Annotated in this window: 10 protein-coding genes; 8 read left to right on the top strand and 2 right to left on the bottom strand. The window is 60.2% G+C overall.

Annotated features, from left to right (window positions below; translation table 11 throughout):
- Positions 1 to 127 precede the first annotated feature (127 nt).
- A complete protein-coding gene (msrA, locus tag ACSQ9D_RS22380) occupies positions 128 to 832 on the bottom strand; it encodes a peptide-methionine (S)-S-oxide reductase MsrA (RefSeq protein ID WP_436284156.1) in 705 nt (234 codons plus the stop codon).
- 199 nt (positions 833 to 1,031) lie between these two features.
- Here msrA and ACSQ9D_RS22375 point away from each other — a divergent pair, with 199 nt between their 5' ends.
- Positions 1,032 to 6,506 (top strand): MG2 domain-containing protein, encoded by a 5,475-nt coding sequence (locus ACSQ9D_RS22375; protein ID WP_436284155.1) that lies wholly within the window; start codon positions 1,032 to 1,034, stop codon positions 6,504 to 6,506.
- Positions 6,503 to 8,584 carry a penicillin-binding protein 1C gene (gene pbpC / locus ACSQ9D_RS22370; RefSeq protein WP_436284154.1) on the top strand — a complete coding sequence of 694 codons (2,082 nt, stop codon included), beginning with the start codon at positions 6,503 to 6,505 and terminating at the stop codon, positions 8,582 to 8,584. The genes ACSQ9D_RS22375 and pbpC overlap by 4 nt, the downstream gene beginning before the upstream one ends.
- Before the next feature lie 300 nt (positions 8,585 to 8,884).
- On the opposite strand, the gene ACSQ9D_RS22365 is transcribed toward pbpC, so the two are convergent.
- Positions 8,885 to 9,235 (bottom strand): VanZ family protein, encoded by a 351-nt coding sequence (locus tag ACSQ9D_RS22365; RefSeq protein WP_436284153.1) that lies wholly within the window; start codon positions 9,233 to 9,235, stop codon positions 8,885 to 8,887.
- A gap of 1,609 nt (positions 9,236 to 10,844) precedes the next feature.
- Between ACSQ9D_RS22365 and ACSQ9D_RS22360 the strand changes: the two genes are divergently transcribed.
- The 6 genes from ACSQ9D_RS22360 to ACSQ9D_RS22335 all read left to right on the top strand — a co-directional run bounded on the left by ACSQ9D_RS22360 (position 10,845) and on the right by ACSQ9D_RS22335 (position 16,869).
- Positions 10,845 to 11,237 carry a hypothetical protein gene (locus ACSQ9D_RS22360; RefSeq protein ID WP_436284152.1) on the top strand — a complete coding sequence of 131 codons (393 nt, stop codon included), beginning with the start codon at positions 10,845 to 10,847 and terminating at the stop codon, positions 11,235 to 11,237.
- Positions 11,238 to 11,793: 556 nt separating this feature from the next.
- Positions 11,794 to 14,295, top strand: a complete 2,502-nt coding sequence (locus ACSQ9D_RS22355; protein WP_436284151.1) for a heavy metal translocating P-type ATPase — start codon at positions 11,794 to 11,796, stop codon at positions 14,293 to 14,295.
- 8 nt (positions 14,296 to 14,303) lie between these two features.
- Positions 14,304 to 14,699, top strand: coding sequence for a Cu(I)-responsive transcriptional regulator (cueR, locus tag ACSQ9D_RS22350; protein WP_436284150.1), 396 nt, complete (start codon positions 14,304 to 14,306; stop codon positions 14,697 to 14,699).
- A gap of 140 nt (positions 14,700 to 14,839) precedes the next feature.
- On the top strand, positions 14,840 to 15,379 hold the full coding sequence (locus tag ACSQ9D_RS22345) for a sigma-70 family RNA polymerase sigma factor (protein WP_436284149.1): 540 nt from the start codon (positions 14,840 to 14,842) through the stop codon (positions 15,377 to 15,379).
- On the top strand, positions 15,366 to 16,133 hold the full coding sequence (locus tag ACSQ9D_RS22340) for an anti-sigma factor family protein (protein WP_436284148.1): 768 nt from the start codon (positions 15,366 to 15,368) through the stop codon (positions 16,131 to 16,133). The genes ACSQ9D_RS22345 and ACSQ9D_RS22340 overlap by 14 nt, the downstream gene beginning before the upstream one ends.
- Before the next feature lie 19 nt (positions 16,134 to 16,152).
- Positions 16,153 to 16,869: a Bax inhibitor-1/YccA family protein gene (locus ACSQ9D_RS22335; protein WP_037118759.1), complete on the top strand. Its 717-nt coding sequence runs from the start codon at positions 16,153 to 16,155 to the stop codon at positions 16,867 to 16,869.
- Positions 16,870 to 16,966 lie beyond the last annotated feature (97 nt).

Here is a 16,966-nt window from a genome sequence, read left to right as displayed (position 1 = left end):
AACGAACGCGAGCACGATATGTTCCGGGTTGGGGCGGAATAACTTACAGGCAAAGTACTGTTAACATTGACAAATCGTTAACAGCGCAACCGCAGTGCCGGTGAGATGCCCGGTTTTTTCGGGGATATCAACCCTTTGCCTTGAGAACGAGGACAGGTCGGCTGCGAAAGTTGCGCGGAAACAACGACCTCAGGTTTTCGATCTTCGGCAGGTCGTTGATGACGATGTAGGGATTTGTCGGATTGCGAGCGAGAAAATCCTGATGGTAGCGCTCGGCCGGATAGAAGCCCTCCAGATTGTCGATCTTAGTTACGATCCGGTCCGGAAAGATGCCGGCCCGGCCGAGCTGCGCAATGTAATTCTCCGCGATCCGACGCTGCTGCGGGCTCGCCACAAACAATGCTGATCGGTACTGTGTGCCGGTATCGGGACCCTGATGGTTTAGCTCTGTCGGATTGTGGGCGACCGAGAAGAAAATCTGCAACAGCGTTCCGTAGCTGACCTCGGACGGATCAAAGATCACCTTTACCGACTCGGCGTGACCTGTCGTTCCAGTGCTGACGGTCTCGTAGATCGCCGTACCGCTTGTTCCTCCGGCGTAGCCAGAGACAGCCGATCTCACGCCCTTCACATGCTGGAAGACACCTTGAATGCCCCAGAAGCATCCGCCTGCGAACACAGCGGTTTGCGCGTTTGCCTTGATGGGCTCGTCGATCACCGGCGGCGGGAGAACAACAGCTCTCTCTGCGGCCAAGACGGGCGATCCTAACAAGGTCACGGCAGCCAGAATGAACCGAAAATCAAACCTTCGGAGAAGAAAAGCGGAACACATCGAAGTCTCCCGATGTCATGACGCAACGATGGTGCACGGCGCTCCACCAAGCAAATCAAAACCCAGTACCTCACGCCGATGTGAGAGCGCTGCGGCAGCACCTGGCTCATTGCGAAACAGCGCATTTGATCGAGTTGACAACCGGACGTGGAGTGCGGAGAGTGCAGCCGGATCAGCGCCAGCATCTCGGGGGGACTACATGTCTGTACGCGCGTTTTTCGCTATCGTCGCCGTTGCTGTCTCGTCAATCATCGCAAGCCTTCCCGCCCTGGCGGCGGATACGAAGCGCCAGATCCAGACGATCCAGGACGCCGATTATTTTGGCTTCGATCTGCGCACTGAACAGAACGTCACGCTGGATCAGTGCAAAACGTCCTGCATCGGCGACAAATCCTGCAAGGCGTTCACCTATAATCCGAAGGTGAAGTGGTGCTTCCTGAAGTCCGATTTCAAGACGATGAATGCCTTCCCGGGCGCCATTGCCGGCAGGATCGTCGAGACAGCCATGCAGCAGGAGCCGGACATCGGCGCGGCCCCTCGCCTCACCTTCCTCTCCGGCGACGTGATCCAGCAGGCGCGCGACGACAAGGCCAATCTTGAAGTGGCCGATGATCAGCAGGGCCAGAGCGCAGACAGTCTGATTGCCAATGCCCGCCTCGACCTGACGGCGGGCAATGTCATCGACGCGATGAAGTCCTTCCGCAGTGCGCTTGCTCTTTCACCGGAGAATGCGGATCTCTGGCTGGAAACGGCTCGTGCCGGGGACAGCTTTGTCAAGACCGACGACAACAATGGCAGCGAGATCTACGGACAGGCTGTTCTTGCCGCTGTGAACGGCTACGAGTTGACCAGGACGACGTCGAGCCGTGCCGAGGCGCTCTCCGTGCTGGCCGCCGCACTCGAAAAGAACACCAATTATCGCGCCGCCCTCAACGCCTACAAGGCAAGCCTGGCGCTCGTGAACGCCAAGGACGTTCAGGCGGCATTCTTGCAGCTCAAATCGACGCAAGGATTTCGCATTACCGAGCATACGGTCGACGCAGACAGTGCAAATCCGCGCACCTGCGCGACATTCTCGGAGTCCCTGGTCAAAACTGTGGACTATACGCCTTTCGTGACGCTGAACGGCGCCGCCCCCAAGGCGCTCGAAACCAAAGACAAGCAGATCTGCGTCGAGGGGCTGACGCATGGCGAAAATTACAAGATCACCTTCCGTACGGGCTTGCCTTCTTCAGTCGATGAAGTCCTTGAAGCTCCGGTCAGCCTCGATATCTATGTCAAGGATCGCACTGCCAGCGTGCGCTTCACCGGCGACAGCTTTGTGCTGCCGTCGACCGCGCGTCGCGGAATTCCGATCGTTTCCGTCAACATGGCCTCCGCCAATCTCAAGCTCTACCGTATCGGTGATCGTGGCATCGCACCGCTCTTGACGAGCTCGCAATTCCTGACCCAGCTCGATGGCTACAGCGCACAGCGGATCGAAGACGAAAGCGGTGAACTCGTCTGGCAAGGCTCGATCGATATCGCGAGCGATCTCAACAAGGACGTCGTCACCAGTTTTCCGGTGGATGAGGCACTGCCCGAGCGCAAGCCGGGCGTCTATGTGTTAACGGCAACCGCACCAAACGCCCCGGACCAGGACTGGAATGCGCAGGCGACGCAATGGTTTGTCGTCTCCGATATTGGGGTCACCACCTATGCGGGCACGGATGGTCTCAACGTGTTCACCCGCTCGCTTGCATCGGCAAAACCGATCGCCGGCGTCGAGCTGCAGCTGCTGGCGAAGAACAATGAAGTGCTGGGAACCGCTACGACCGACGAGAACGGTCGGGCGACCTTTACCGCCGGTCTGATGCGTGCCACGGCAGCACTCACGCCCGCGGTCATCACCGCAAAGCAAAGCACCACCGACTACGTCTTCCTCGACATGACCCGTGCTGGTTTCGATCTGTCCGATCGCGGCGTAACGGGACGCTCTTCGCCAGGTGCCATCGATGTTTTGACCTGGACGGAGCGCGGCATCTACCGCGCCGGTGAGACGGTGCATGCTGCGGCACTCGCCCGCGATACCGATGGCAACGCCATCGAGAACCTGCCACTCACCTTCCTCTTTCTGCGTCCCGATGGTGTCGAGGACCGCCGGATCGTCAGTCAGACCAGCAATGTTGGCGGCTACTCCGTCGACCTGCCTGTTCAGGAAAGCGCCATGCGCGGCACCTGGACGATGAACATTCACACCGATCCGAAAGGCTCGCCAATTGCGACGAAGACGTTCCTTGTCGATGACTTCGTGCCGGATCGCACCGACATGGAGATCAAGACCGAGGCGAAGGTTATCGGTCCGGACACTCCGGCAACCATCAACATCAGCGGCAAGTATCTCTACGGCGCGCCAGCCGCCGGGCTTTCGCTCGAAGGCGATGTCGTCATCAAGCCGACACGGCAGGCGGACACATTCCCTGGCTACTTCTTCGGCCTCGCCGATGAGGAAGCCAGTGAAGACACCCGCCAGACCATCGAAGGCCTTCCCGAACTCGATGAGAACGGCGAGGGTATCACGGAGTTGACTGTCGGCGATCTGCCGGCGACGACGCAGCTTCTCAATGCGACGGTCTACATCCGGATGCAGGAAGCCGGCGGTCGCGCGATCGAGCGATCGCTTGCCCTTCCTGTCAAAAATCAAGGCCCGATGATCGGCATCAAGCCGGAATTCTCGGGCGACCTTGGAGAGAATTCGATCGCCAACTTCACCGTCATCGGCGTTGGAGCGGACGGCGAGAAGCAGGCGATGAGCGGCCTGCGCTGGAAGCTCTACAAGCTCAACCGCGACTACCAATGGTATCGCGACGGTACTGCCTGGAAATACGAGCCGATTTTCACAGCCGAGCAGGTTGGAAACGGCAGTATCAGTGCGACCAAGGACGGGGCGAAAATTTCCTCTGCGGTCGCTTGGGGGCGCTACCGCCTTGAAGTGGAAAGCACTGAGACCGACGGCCCTGCGTCGTCCGTCGAGTTCGACGCCGGCTGGTTTGTCCAGGCGACGTCGACGGAGACCCCTGACGGGCTTGAGATCGCCTTGGACAAGGACAGCTACAAGGTCGGCGAAACAGCCAAGCTCAAGATCTCTTCGCGCTATGCCGGTGAGTTGATGATCGCGGCCGGCACGGAAAACCTCGTTGCCATCCAGAACGCTACGGTTGGTGAGAACGGCGGCGAAGTCGACATCCCGGTCACCGCTGATTGGGGCGCTGGCGCCTATGTGACTGCAACCTTGTTCCGCCCCGGCGACGCACAGGAGAGCCATATGCCAATGCGCGCCATTGGCGTCAAATGGCTGAAGGTCGATCCCGCCGACCGCGCATTGCAGGTCAAGATCGACGCGCCGGAAAAGATGCTGCCGCGCGCACCGCTTCCGATTACGCTGGCCGTTGCAGGTGCAGGCGCCAACGAGGATGCTTATGTGACCGTTGCTGCCGTCGATGTCGGCATTCTCAATCTCACAAGATACGAGCCGCCGAACCCCGAAGATTGGTATTTTGGCCAGCGCCAGCTCGGTCTCGAGATCCGCGACCTTTACGGGCGGCTGATCGACGGTTCGCTCGGCGCTACCGGCAAGCTCAGGACAGGCGGTGATGGCGGCAGCGTGGCGCTTGAGGGAAGCCCACCGACGCAAAAGCTCGTCGCCTTCTTCTCCGGTCCGGTAAAGCTCGATGCTAAGGGCAAGGCAACCGTCAGCTTCGACATCCCACAGTTCAACGGCACAGCCCGCGTGATGGCGGTTGCCTGGTCGAAGGCCGGCGTTGGTCATGGCACGAAGGATGTCATCATCCGCGATCCGGTCGTCGTAACGGCGAGCTTGCCGCGCTTCCTCGCGCCCGGTGATGCGTCCGAGCTTCGCCTCGATATTGCCAACACCGACGCCCCAGCAGGCGATTACAAGCTGACCGTTACCGGCAACGACGCGGTAAGGGTGAACCAGGCTTCGCAGACGATCCGCCTTGAATCCGGCGCTAAATCCGCCCTGACACTTGCCGTTACGGCAAACCAGCCGGGCAACGGCAGCGTTTCGATCAATCTGTCGGACGCGGCAGGCCTGTCGCTGGATCAAACGGTTGACGTTCCTGTCCGACCGGCTGTTTTGCCGCTGACCGAGCGCCGCGTGCTGGCGCTCAATCCAGGCGCCAAGCTGACAGTCGACAAGGCGCTATTGGCAGACAGTGTGCTGCCGGGTGCCTCCGTCAGCGTCAGCGTCACGCGCTCGGCGGCCTTTGACATTCCGGCCCTGTTGATGTCACTCGATCGCTACCCGTTCGGCTGCGCCGAGCAGACGACGAGCCGTGCCCTGCCGCTGCTCTATCTGAGCGAGCTTGCCACGCAAGCTGGCCTTGAAGATGACGCCGATGTGAAGAAACGCGTTCAGGACGCAATCTACCGGGTGCTTTCCTACCAGGCCTCGGCCGGAAGCTTCGGCCTCTGGGGACCTGACAGTGGCGATCTTTGGCTTGATTCCTATGTCACCGATTTCCTGACCCGCGCTCGCGAGCAGAAATACGACGTACCGGATCGCGCCTTCGCGCAAGCGCTCGAGAACCTGCAGAACGCCTTGAGCTATGACGTCAATGTCAAGGAGCAGGGCGATCAGATTGCCTATGCGCTTTACGTTCTCGCCCGCAATAAGAAGGCCGCGATCAGCGACCTTCGATATTATGCCGATACGATGATCAACGACTTTCCAACGCCGCTTGCCAAGGCCCATATCGCGGCAGCGCTAGCGCTCTATGGCGATGCAATCCGCTCGAACAACATCTTCGTCGACGCCTTGCAGATGTCCGAGCAATCGATGGTCACAAGGGTCAATCTTTCGAGGACTGACTACGGCTCGATCCTGCGGGATGGGGCCGCGATCCTTGCCCTCGCAGCCGAAAGCCGTCCGGTCCCGCCGGTGGTTCCCGAACTGGCGAAGGCTGTCGCCAAGGAATGGAACCGCAGCAAATATACCAGCACTCAGGAACAGGCATGGATGCTGCTTGCCGCACGCGCCATTCAGGGCGGCGACGACTCGATCAAGATCGACGTCAACGGCGCGCTGCACAACGGCGCCTATATGGCAAAAATGACTGGAGACGCCTTGATCGGCAATGCGCTTGCCCTCACCAACCAGACAAGCGATCCGGTCTCGGCTGTCGTGACGACGGTCGCCGCTCCCGTTGTGCCGCCGCCGGCAGGCGGCGACGGCTTTGCCATCGAGCGTACCTACTACACGATGGATGGCGAGCAGACGAATGTGACCGAGGCAAAGCAGAACGAGCGTTATGTCGTCGTCCTGCACATCACGGAAAGCAACAGCTGGCCGTCGCGCATCGTCGTGACGGATCTGCTGCCGGCCGGCTTCCAGATCGACAATCCAAGCCTTGTAGACAGCGCTCAACTGACCAACTTCGAGTGGATCGGCGAGGTCACGGCCGCCCACACAGAATTCCGCAATGACCGCTTCGTGGCGGCGTTCAACCGCGCGGCGGACGACAACCGTGAAATCAATGTCGCCTATGTCGTGCGCGCCGTCACACCTGGCACTTATGATCATCCGGCCGCCGTCGTTGAGGACATGTATCGCCCACAGCTTTCTGCCCGCACGGCGACCGGCAAGATGGAGGTCACTGCAGCAGCGAAATGAGACTGACACCGAAGCTCGTGATTGGAAGCGTTGCCGGCATCATCCTTGCCGGTGCTGGGCTGGTCTTGCTCGACGCCGCCGACCGGGCCTATCCGCCGCCGCTCGACAAGGCCGATACAGTGTCTGCGGAGGTGCTCGATGCGGACGGTCAGTTGCTGCGGGCCTTTGCAACACCGGACGGTCTCTGGCGTCTCAAAACCACTGGCGCCGATGTCGATCCACAATTCCTCAGGATGCTTGTCGCCTACGAGGATCGGCGGTTTTACACGCATGGCGGCATCGATCTACGAGCGATCGCACGTGCCGCCGTCCAGCTCGTCACCAATGGCCGCATCGTCTCCGGCGCATCGACGCTGTCGATGCAGGTCGCGCGGCTGATTGAACCACGCCAAGGCCGCTCTCTGTCGGCGAAGCTCCTGCAGATGGCACGTGCAATCCAGATCGAGCGGCGGCTATCGAAGGATGAGATCCTAAATCTCTATCTGACGCATGCACCCTATGGCGGCAATCTCGAGGGCGCGCGGGCTGCAAGCCTTGCGTATTTCGGCAAAGAGCCGCGGCGGCTGACGGTCGCCGAGGCCGCCCTCCTCGTCGCGCTGCCGCAGTTGCCGGAGAAGCGCCGCCCGGACCGCAATCTTGCGGCCGCGGAGACGGCTCGCAAACGGGTGCTGGAGCGTGTCGCCGTCGCCGAGGCAGTTGGAGAGGGTGAGGCGGCACGCGCTGAAATCGTTCCGGTGCCGGCACGGCGCATTCAGCTCCCGGCGCTCGCCGCCCATGTGGCCGAGGCGGCCCGCCGCAAGGATCCGAAAGCGCTGCAATACCAGACGACCCTGAAGAAGACGGTACAGACGGGATTGGAAGCCGTTGCCCGCGCCGCCGCATTGAAACTCGGTCCGAAGCTGTCGATCGCTATGGTCATGGCGGATGCGCAGACGGGCGATATCGTCGGCGAGGTCGGTTCAGCCGATTACTTCGATGCCAGCCGCTCTGGCTGGATCGACATGACGCGCGCCAGCCGCTCGCCGGGCTCGACGCTGAAACCGTTCATCTACGGCCTGGCATTCGAGGAAGGTCTCGTCAGCCAGGAGACGATCATCGAGGATCGCCCCGCCGATTTCTTCGGCTACCGCCCGCGAAATTTCGACATGAGCTATCAGGGCGACGTCACGGTGCGCGAGGCCCTGCAGTTGTCCCTGAACGTGCCGGCCGTAAAGCTGCTTGATGCCGTCAATCCGGCAAAGCTGCTGATCCGCTTTCGCCGCGCCGAGGTGCGGCCTCTTTTGCCCCCGAACGAAACGCCGGGACTTGCAATTGGACTGGGTGGCCTCGGCGTCACGCTGAAGGATTTGGTGCAGCTCTACACCGCGCTCGCCAATCGTGGCCGCCCTGCGCGCATCGGCGATGGCGTCAACGAGCAGCCAGGCAAGATCGATGGGGAAGGCCTGCTTGACCCGGTGGCCGTCTGGAATGTCGCCGACATCCTCTCCGGCGTCATTCCACCGCCCGGGGCTCCCAAACGAGGGATCGCTTACAAGACCGGTACGAGCTACGGCTACCGCGATGCGTGGTCGGTTGGTTATGACGGGCGCTATGTTCTTGGTGTCTGGGTCGGTCGCCCTGACAACGGCGCCGTGCCGGGATTGACGGGGTACGGGACTGCGGCCCCCATCCTCTTTGAAGGCTTTGCAAAATCGGGGATCGCAACCACGCCCCTCCCCCGTCCGCCATCAGGAGCAATGCGGATCGCACAGGCCGAACTGGCGATCAGTCAACGTCGCTTCGCCATCAATCCAAGTGGCCTGTTGACAACCTCCGGCCGCGAGCCGGCACCGCAGATCGTCTATCCGCCTGAGGGCGCGCATGTCGACCTTGGCGCAAGAACTGGCGATCTATCGCCGTTGACGCTGAAGTTGCAAGGCGGACGGGCACCTTTCCGCTGGCTTGCCAACGGCAAGCCATTGCCCGACGTCTCTCGGCGGCGCACCAATCAGTGGATGCCGGATGGCAGCGGTTACTCGAAGCTCACAGTGATTGACGCCATGGGCCGGGCCGCAAGCGTCGGTGTCTTCGTCGATTGATCATCTGAAGGGAAATCGACCACGGCTGTCTCCAGATGCGTTTTTTAGCGTCCAGGAAATTTCCTGCCCTCAGCCACAAATGCAATTGGCCCCGGTGGGTTACCCGATCGAAACCCAAGCCCCTGGAGATGGTTCTTCCGCAATGGAAGCAAAAGCACGCCCTGACGGGAGGCCCGACCAGATCACGAGCGAAGGTGTTGTCCCGAGCCGCTCAAAAAAACGACCTGGATTCCATCCACAACGAGTTGACCAGCCATCTGAAATGGCTCGACCGGAAATTTGACTCACCTTTACAGCAGACTAGCTCGAGCGCGGCGGACGGATCCAGTTTGCTGCAAACCCCAGAGCCACGCCGATTGTTGCGCCGACGGCTTTTACAGAAGCGTCCTCAAGCCGCGCATGGCGGGTTGGTGAGAAATACTGGAGGAGTTCTATTGTGGCCGCTCCAAGTATGACCAGGATAGCGCAAGCCCAAAAGTGACGGGGATAGGCTACCACGAACAGGAGAGCCATTGCTGTGAAGGCGAGTGCTCGGTCATAGCGCACGGACATGACGTCGTGCGGTCGTATACCGATCGGCGAGACGGTCACGAACAGGATGGCGGCAAGCGACAACCACGCGGCTATCTTGAGCAGTCGATCAAGAACCATTTACGAAGGATAGCTAATCGTAGTGTTTGTATCCAGTCGGCCGTTTGGTTCAGTGATGCACTTCATTGTAGCCGAAAAGGGTACCCACGCCGGGCTTTTGAGCCGGCATTGTGGCCAGGACAACAAGACCGCGGCTTGCTGGCAATTCAATGGAGGACTGGTCATCGCGTCGAACCAGGCAACATCCAAGAACCAGCTTCTTCCCGCCCGCAACGCGCACTGCCACCGGCTGCTTTCGCTTCACGGCTGCCAGAACTGTTGACCTGAGCTGCACGAGTATAGTCCCAACCATCATATTACGACCCTTGAATATACAACTTTTGAGCGATGAAACCGGCCAATTTGGGAAATAGCAGCTTCGACTGCCCTCGTTCAGAATGACAGGTGTCGAAGAAATGGGGATTGTCGATGGCCGAAGAATATCGTCTCCGTACCGAAGGCTCAGGCTGGGCTATCATTGATCAGGCAACGCATGAGCCAGCGCGCCTGGATGGCGTTCCCTTTACCGCGATGGAAGCTGAGGAAGCGAAGCATATGTTGGCCATTCTCAGGAGCATCGATCGCGTGCGGACCGCTTCGAAACGATTGGCATCCGCAAACAGGAAGCGCTCCGATACGACGCAAACTGCGGCCAATCCTCAGCTCGATGCCGTTTTTGAAGCGCTGAGACCGTTCAAAACAGACTGCGCGCGCTGCGGCAGCTGCACGGGGATATGCAGGCAAGCACGGGCTGAAGCCGATGAAGCAATTGGCTGAAGCGTCGATGGCGCGTCAGGGTGCGTGAAACTGTTGTGGCGTTTCCCCGCAAGCATGCGGGCAGGAAATCGGACCAAGAAATGTGCGGACCGGAAGGTTCACCTTTCGGACCCCACGCGACCTGCTCCGGGAGTCGCCTTGGCAGGTCAAGACGTCCCTGGACTGACGGGGGACATCGCCCGGTGACCTGCCGAACATGCTGCCATGGGCGCCGCAGAGGCATTCTGCGACTTAAAGGGCTGGACACCTCGTTGGTCCTATGCCGCCATCCTCCACAAAGTCTCAAAAAGCGACGGAGATCTGTGAGATACGACCATCCGTTCGGCGAGCTTCTCTTGCGAAGGCACCCAGCCTCCGCCGGTTCCAGCCTCTATTCGGCTAGGTTTTCATCGATTGGTTCGCGTCTCACTTTGGCCGAAAAATTCGAAGACCATGCACGACGATCACAAGGAGATGCGGCACCCGACCTCCACTGGTCCCTTGCTGATCGGCAAATACTGGCCGGGGCTGCATGCACCATGCCCCGGCCGGCGCACCTTCGCTGGCAGACATTTGCGCTCGAGGCCGACCAACCGCACATGTTGGCGTCATGGACAGGCGGTGGCGGCTGCGCGACGTGCCGGCCGCGATGAACGCGTCGATTAAAAGATCGAGCATCTTTGGAGAAGCAGTTCCCAACGTCGCTACGTCCAAGTGAGTACGTGCCATCAAAGAGAAGTTGCGACAATATTAGGCATCCTAAATCGAACGGTTGTATCGAATAGGGCCATCAATCATCGTCGGCTTTCTCTTGTTTTGCGTCGTCGGCAATCCGCGACTGCATCTTGCACGATGCGATCACCAAGAGGCGAGCATGACCAACAGCGGGGAACCTCAGTGGGAACTCGACGACGAGTTCAAGACGCTAACGATCACGTTTCCGACAGATCCGCCGGTCGCGTTCGTGCTTGACGCAACTTCCGTATCAGATCTTATCGAAGGCGCCGGCCAGATCAGGGCTGAGATGCCGCCGCCTCATGACGAGAATTGGGAAGGAGGGCAAATGGTCGACGCCGTGCTCGATCCACGTTGGTACTCAGAACCCGACGCACTGCTTGGAGAACCGCTTCTTCACATTCGCGATCCTCGCTTTGGGTGGCTGCACTATGCCCTGACGCGAGAGTCTGCCAGAGCGCTCGGAACCCTTCTCATCCTGCAGGCTGATGACGTCCCCGCCGAGGAACACGGACCCCATCGCAAGAACTGAGCTTCTTGATGGACCGAAAGCCTAGGTTACCGCTTTTTCCTGACGTGCGAGCAGCAGACCGATGTGCTTTCATACCTACAAGGTGCGGAATTTGTCGTAATTGGTATTTCAGTATCTGCCAAATAATCGATGCAACCTGCTAAAGGCCTGCCCCGGCAGGCCCTTTGTTTCAGTGCGCCAATAATCCGACGCTCAGGCGACCGCGCTGTTGTGGAGCCTCAACCGCGCAACCGTCGTTGCCACCTGACGCCACTTTGTGCCCCACGGCGCTGTCCCCCTCTCCGATTGCCGATTTGGCCGAACGTCTTCAGAAGATCCGCCCTGGCCCCAAGAGTGTGGCTCACCTCACCTGCCTTCTTGCCTGAAGACATGCTGTTTCAGCCTCGTCCAGCGATCTGGCGTGACAAGGCGTGGAGATCCTTTCAAAAAAAGCAGTCGCAAGGCACGTTGCACTATTCCACCCGCCTTACATGGTGCCGAACTTTTCCGCTTGACCTTCCAGGTGCTGGAAGGTTCATAAGAGTCTCCGCTGCCCTATTTGGCAAAGGAGACTCGGATGGATAGAACGCACAACCATCACAACCACGACGAACATGGTCATGACCACGGCGCTGACACTGCCGACGACGTTGTGCGTGATCCTGTCTGCGCAATGACGGTCGACCCCAAGGCCGGCAAGCCTTCGCTTCAATATGCCGGGCATGTCTATCATTTCTGCTCGGATGGCTGCCGGCGAAAGTTCGAAGCTGCGCCGCATGACTATCTGACGGCGACGGATCCGGTCTGCGGCATGACCGTCGATCGCGCGACTGCCAAGCACGTCCTAAAGCACGAGGGCGAAAAATTCTACTTCTGCTCGGCCGGCTGCAAGGCGAAGTTCGAGGCCGATCCCGCCGCCTATCGCGACGGAAATAGACCTGCCCCAGAGCCGATGCCGAGAGGGACCCTTTATACCTGCCCGATGCATCCCGAGGTCGTCAGCGATCATCCGGGCGACTGCCCGAAATGCGGCATGGCGCTGGAACCGATGGGCATTCCACCGGCAGATGCAGGTCCGAATCCGGAACTGGTGGATTTCACCCGCCGGCTCTGGGTCAGCGCTGCACTCTCGATCCCGCTGCTTGCAATCAGTATGGGACCGATGATCGGTCTGCCGCTGCGTGACTGGATTGGCGAACCGCAAGCCACGTGGATCGAGCTGCTCCTCGCCACGCCGGTCATCCTTTGGGCCGCCCTGCCTTTCTTCCGCCGCGCCTTTGCTTCGCTTGTCAACCGCAGCCCGAACATGTGGACGCTGATTGGACTGGGCGTTGGCACGGCCTATCTTTACAGCGTCGTCGCAGCGGTGGTGCCCGGCCTATTCCCGCATACCTTCCGCGGCCATGGTGATGCCGTTCCTGTGTATTTCGAAGCGGCGGCCGTCATTGTCGCTCTCGTGTTCGTCGGCCAGGTTCTGGAACTGAAGGCAAGAGAAAGAACCGGCTCGGCCATACGCGCATTGCTTGACCTTGCGCCGAAGACCGCGCGGCGCGTCAATGCAGACGGCTCGGAGACCGATGTCGCCATCGACGAGATACGGGTCGGCGAGAGTGTGCGGGTTCGTCCGGGCGAACGCATCCCGATTGACGGTTCCGTCAGCGAAGGGCAATCGACTGTCGACGAGTCCATGATAACAGGCGAACCGATTCCGGTCGAAAAGCGGACGGGCGACGCGGTCACCGGCGGCACGATCAACAAGAACGGAACGCTGGTCATGATCGCCGAGAAGGTCGGCGCCGACACGACTCTGTCGCGCATCGTCGACTTGGTCGCAAGAGCGCAGCGTTCTCGCGCCCCCATCCAGGGCGCCGTCGACCGCGTTTCGGCAATATTCGTTCCCGCTGTCATTGCTGCTGCTGTCGTGGCCTTCGTCGTCTGGAGCTTTGTCGGCCCGGAGCCGCGTATGGCGCATGCGTTGCTTGCCGCCGTTGCCGTACTCATTATCGCATGCCCTTGCGCACTCGGCCTGGCGACACCAATGTCGATCATGATCGCGACCGGCCGCGGCGCTCATGAAGGCGTTCTGATCAAGGATGCGGAAGCGCTTGAACGCTTCGCACGCGTCGACACGCTGATCGTCGACAAGACGGGCACCCTGACGGAAGGAAAGCCCAGACTTACAGATGTTGTTCCCCTTGGCGGCATCAACGACACTCGCCTGCTAAAGCTGGCCGCGAGCCTTGAGCGCGCATCCGAGCATCCGCTCGCCGAGGCAATCGTATCCGGCGCGCAGGAGCGCGGCATCGATCCGAGCGATGTCAGCGACTTCGAAGCTAGAACCGGCAAAGGCGTCCTGGGCAAAGCCGATGGGACACTTGTCGCGCTCGGCAATGCCGCAATGATGGATGATCTCGGTATCGACGTCACCCCCCTTGCCGAACAGGTTCGGTCGCTGCGTGATGACGGCAAGACGGTCATGTTCGTGGTCATCGATGGCCGTCTCGCTGGTTTCGTGGCGGTTGCCGATCGGATCAAGCAGACGACGGCGGCTGCCATCAAGGCGCTGCACGACAACGGGCTGACGATCATCATGGCCACGGGCGACAATGAACGCACCGCGCGCGCCGTGGCAAAGAGCCTCGGCATCGACGAGGTACGCGCCGACATCCTACCCGAAGGCAAGAAGACCTTGGTCGATGAGCTGCGTGCCAAGGGTGCGGTCGTCGCCATGGCCGGCGATGGCGTCAACGATGCGCCCGCGCTCGCCGCAGCCGATGTGGGTATCGCGATGGGCACAGGCGCTGATGTTGCCATGGAAAGTGCCGGCCTGACGCTGGTGAAAGGTGATCTGAATGGGATCGTTCGCGCGAGGCGGCTGGCGATGGCCACGATGCTCAACATCCGACAGAACCTCACCTTTGCTTTCGGCTATAACGCGCTTGGCGTGCCGCTGGCGGCCGGTGTGCTCTATCCTGTGTTCGGATTGCTGCTGTCGCCGATGATTGCTGCCGCCGCCATGAGCCTGTCGTCCGTCTCGGTCATCGCCAATGCGCTGCGGCTGCGGTTCGTCAAGCTATAGGAGGTCGCATGAACATCGGGCAAGCGTCGCAACGCTCCGGATTGGCACCGAAGACGATCCGCTACTATGAAGATATCGGCTTGATCCGCCCCGAGCGGAGCGGAAATGGCTACCGTGACTACGCCGAAACCGATGTCCACAAACTGCGCTTTCTGCAGAGATCGCGCGGCCTCGGCTTTTCTGTGGAAGAATGTCGCCAGCTGCTGGCCCTCTACGAAGACAAGAGCCGGGCGAGTGCGGATGTCAAGGAACTGACGCAGACGAAGTTGACCGAAATCGATCGCAAGATCCAGGAACTCACCGGACTGCGTCGCACGTTGGAGCATCTGATCCACGCATGCCGCGGCAACGACAGACCCGATTGTCCCATCCTTGAGGAGCTGTCGGACGGTCGACCTGAATAGGCCAGCGTATCGTTCCACGCGGTTTTGCCGCCAGCATCGTCCCGATGCCAGGCCGTCGCCTTCCCATCGACGGCCGAACGCTCATTCGATTTTTTTTCGACCGCTGGAATAACTCTTCGCTCAAATCCGTATACTCAATCATGGAACGCAAAGAACGCCCATTCGACGTCATAGGCCAGCTGGCAGCGCTTCGGCGCTATGCACGCTCGCTCGTGCGCAATTCGGATGATGCCGAAGATCTCGTTCATGACGCCCTGCTGCGGGCCTACGAGAAGAAGCAGAGCTTCCGCCGCGGTGGCAACCTGCGCACCTGGCTGCTGTCGATCCTGCACAATGCGCACATCGATCGCGTCCGCCAGGATCGATCCTTGGCGCGCCGACACGAGGAAGCTGCCGTCGAGACGGAACAGTCGCTGCAGGCCGCCCAGGAGCATGCCGTTCGTCTCCAGCAGGTACGAGACGCGTTCTTCCATCTTCCCGAAGAACAGCGCGAGGCACTGCATCTGGTTGCGATCGAGGATCTTTCCTACCAGGAAGCGGCAACGGCCCTCGGCATTCCGATGGGCACCTTGATGTCGCGCATTTCGCGCGCCCGCGCGCAGCTTCGCGAATTCGAGGAGAAGACGCCACGCGCATCGCATCTGAGACTAATCGGAGGCAACGGCAATGAAGGCAATTGATCCTATCATCGACGCTGATCTCGATGCTTACGTCGACGGCGAACTCGACGTGGCGCGTCGCATTCAGGTCGAATCCTTCCTGTCAGAGAACCCCGCGATTGCCGCGAAGGTCATGGCTGATCTCAGCATGAGGGGTGAATTGCGCCTAGCGCTCGCCGGCGAAAGCGCGTTCGGCCGTCCGGATACGCGCGACGCGGCGCGACGTTTGGAACGCGGCCTCGCCTATGGCCGTATCCTTCATTCGGTGCAGCGCATCGCAGCCGTCGGTGTTCTTGTCGCTGCAGGCTGGGTCGCCCATACTTCCTTCGGTGCATTTACGGCGACTGAAGTTGCCGCCTCTGTGCCTGCCCCGGCCTATGTCGAGGATGCGGTGCGCGCCTATCATACGGCGCTGCTGCGCCAGTCGGTGCCATCTCAATCCGTCGCAATCTACAAGGCGGAGGATATTCGCGCAGCGACTGCGATCGTCATGCCGCAACTGCCAGAAGACTGGAAGATCGCCGATGTGCAGATATTCCCGTCCGAGTTCGGCCCGAGCGTCGAAATGGCAATCAAGACGTCGCAAGACAAGCAGCTTTCGCTCTTTGCCGTGCGACCGGGCGCATTCGCGGTGCGCTCCGTAAACCATGTCGCGCTCGACAAGGCAGAAGCGGCCTACTGGCAGATTGGCGATGTCGCCTATGCGCTTGTGACTGGCGATCGCGAGATAAACCTGGATACGGCAGCCGATCGGCTCGCCCGCACCCTTTATTAGTTCAACCGAGGAGATCAGTATGAACCCGACCAATCCGCGTTTTGGCTACGGCTCGGCCGCAGGCTCGCAAGCGCTGTTCGACGAGGGGCTGCGCCAGCATATGCTGCGCGTCTATAATTATATGTGCGTCGGCCTCGTTATTACGGGCATCGTCGCCTTTGTCGTCGGCAGCACGCCAGCACTCTATGTGCCGATCTTCCAGTCCCCGCTCAAGTGGGTGGTGATGCTTGCGCCGCTCGCCTTCGTCTTCTTCTTCTCGTTCAAGATCCAGACGATGTCCGCTAGTACGGCACAGATGACCTTCTGGGCCTTCTGCGCGGTCATGGGCCTGTCGCTTGCATCCGTCTTTCTTGTATTTACGGGCACGAGCATCGCACGCACATTCTTCATCGCAGCGACCATGTTTGGTACCACCAGCCTTTACGGCTATGTGACGAAGAAGGATCTCTCCCGCTTCGGCTCGTTCCTGATGATGGGTCTGATCGGTGTCATCATCGCCAGCATCGTCAACATCTTCCTTGGCTCCAGCGCGCTGCAGTTCGCCATCTCGGTCATCGGCATCCTCGTCTTTGTCGGTCTGACGGCCTACGACACGCAGAACATCAAGGAGCAGTATTCCGAGAACTACGATCAGGAATCGAACCAGAAGCTTGCTGTCTTCGGCGCGCTGTCGCTCTACCTGAACTTCGTCAACATCTTCCAGCTTCTGCTCAATTTCACAGGCGAGCGGGAATAAGGATCAGCGCTTCTGGGGGCAATGGAAGCGCTAGAGCGCCCGGTCCGCACTCTGTGACAGGATGCGCGGATCGGGTGTTCACCTAAAAAAAGCGGTC

Origin of the sequence: Rhizobium sp. LjRoot258 (assembly GCF_964254185.1) — a bacterium.
Taxonomy (GTDB): Bacteria; Pseudomonadota; Alphaproteobacteria; order Rhizobiales; family Rhizobiaceae; genus Rhizobium.
The sequence above is the reverse complement of the archived record's forward strand: the minus strand, read 5'-3'. Positions and strand labels throughout refer to the sequence as shown.

Bases quoted from the DNA above. Each gene is read 5' to 3' on its own strand.
- ACSQ9D_RS22360 (WP_436284152.1), top strand. From the start codon at position 10,845: ATGACCAACAGCGGGGAACCTCAGTGGGAACTCGACGACGAGTTCAAG.
- cueR (WP_436284150.1), top strand. From the start codon at position 14,304: ATGAACATCGGGCAAGCGTCGCAACGCTCCGGATTGGCACCGAAGACG.
- ACSQ9D_RS22345 (WP_436284149.1), top strand. From the start codon at position 14,840: ATGGAACGCAAAGAACGCCCATTCGACGTCATAGGCCAGCTGGCAGCG.
- ACSQ9D_RS22335 (WP_037118759.1), top strand. From the start codon at position 16,153: ATGAACCCGACCAATCCGCGTTTTGGCTACGGCTCGGCCGCAGGCTCG.
- msrA (WP_436284156.1), bottom strand. From the start codon at position 832: ATGTGTTCCGCTTTTCTTCTCCGAAGGTTTGATTTTCGGTTCATTCTG.
- pbpC (WP_436284154.1), top strand. From the start codon at position 6,503: ATGAGACTGACACCGAAGCTCGTGATTGGAAGCGTTGCCGGCATCATC.
- ACSQ9D_RS22355 (WP_436284151.1), top strand. From the start codon at position 11,794: ATGGATAGAACGCACAACCATCACAACCACGACGAACATGGTCATGAC.
- ACSQ9D_RS22375 (WP_436284155.1), top strand. From the start codon at position 1,032: ATGTCTGTACGCGCGTTTTTCGCTATCGTCGCCGTTGCTGTCTCGTCA.
- ACSQ9D_RS22340 (WP_436284148.1), top strand. From the start codon at position 15,366: ATGAAGGCAATTGATCCTATCATCGACGCTGATCTCGATGCTTACGTC.
- ACSQ9D_RS22365 (WP_436284153.1), bottom strand. From the start codon at position 9,235: ATGGTTCTTGATCGACTGCTCAAGATAGCCGCGTGGTTGTCGCTTGCC.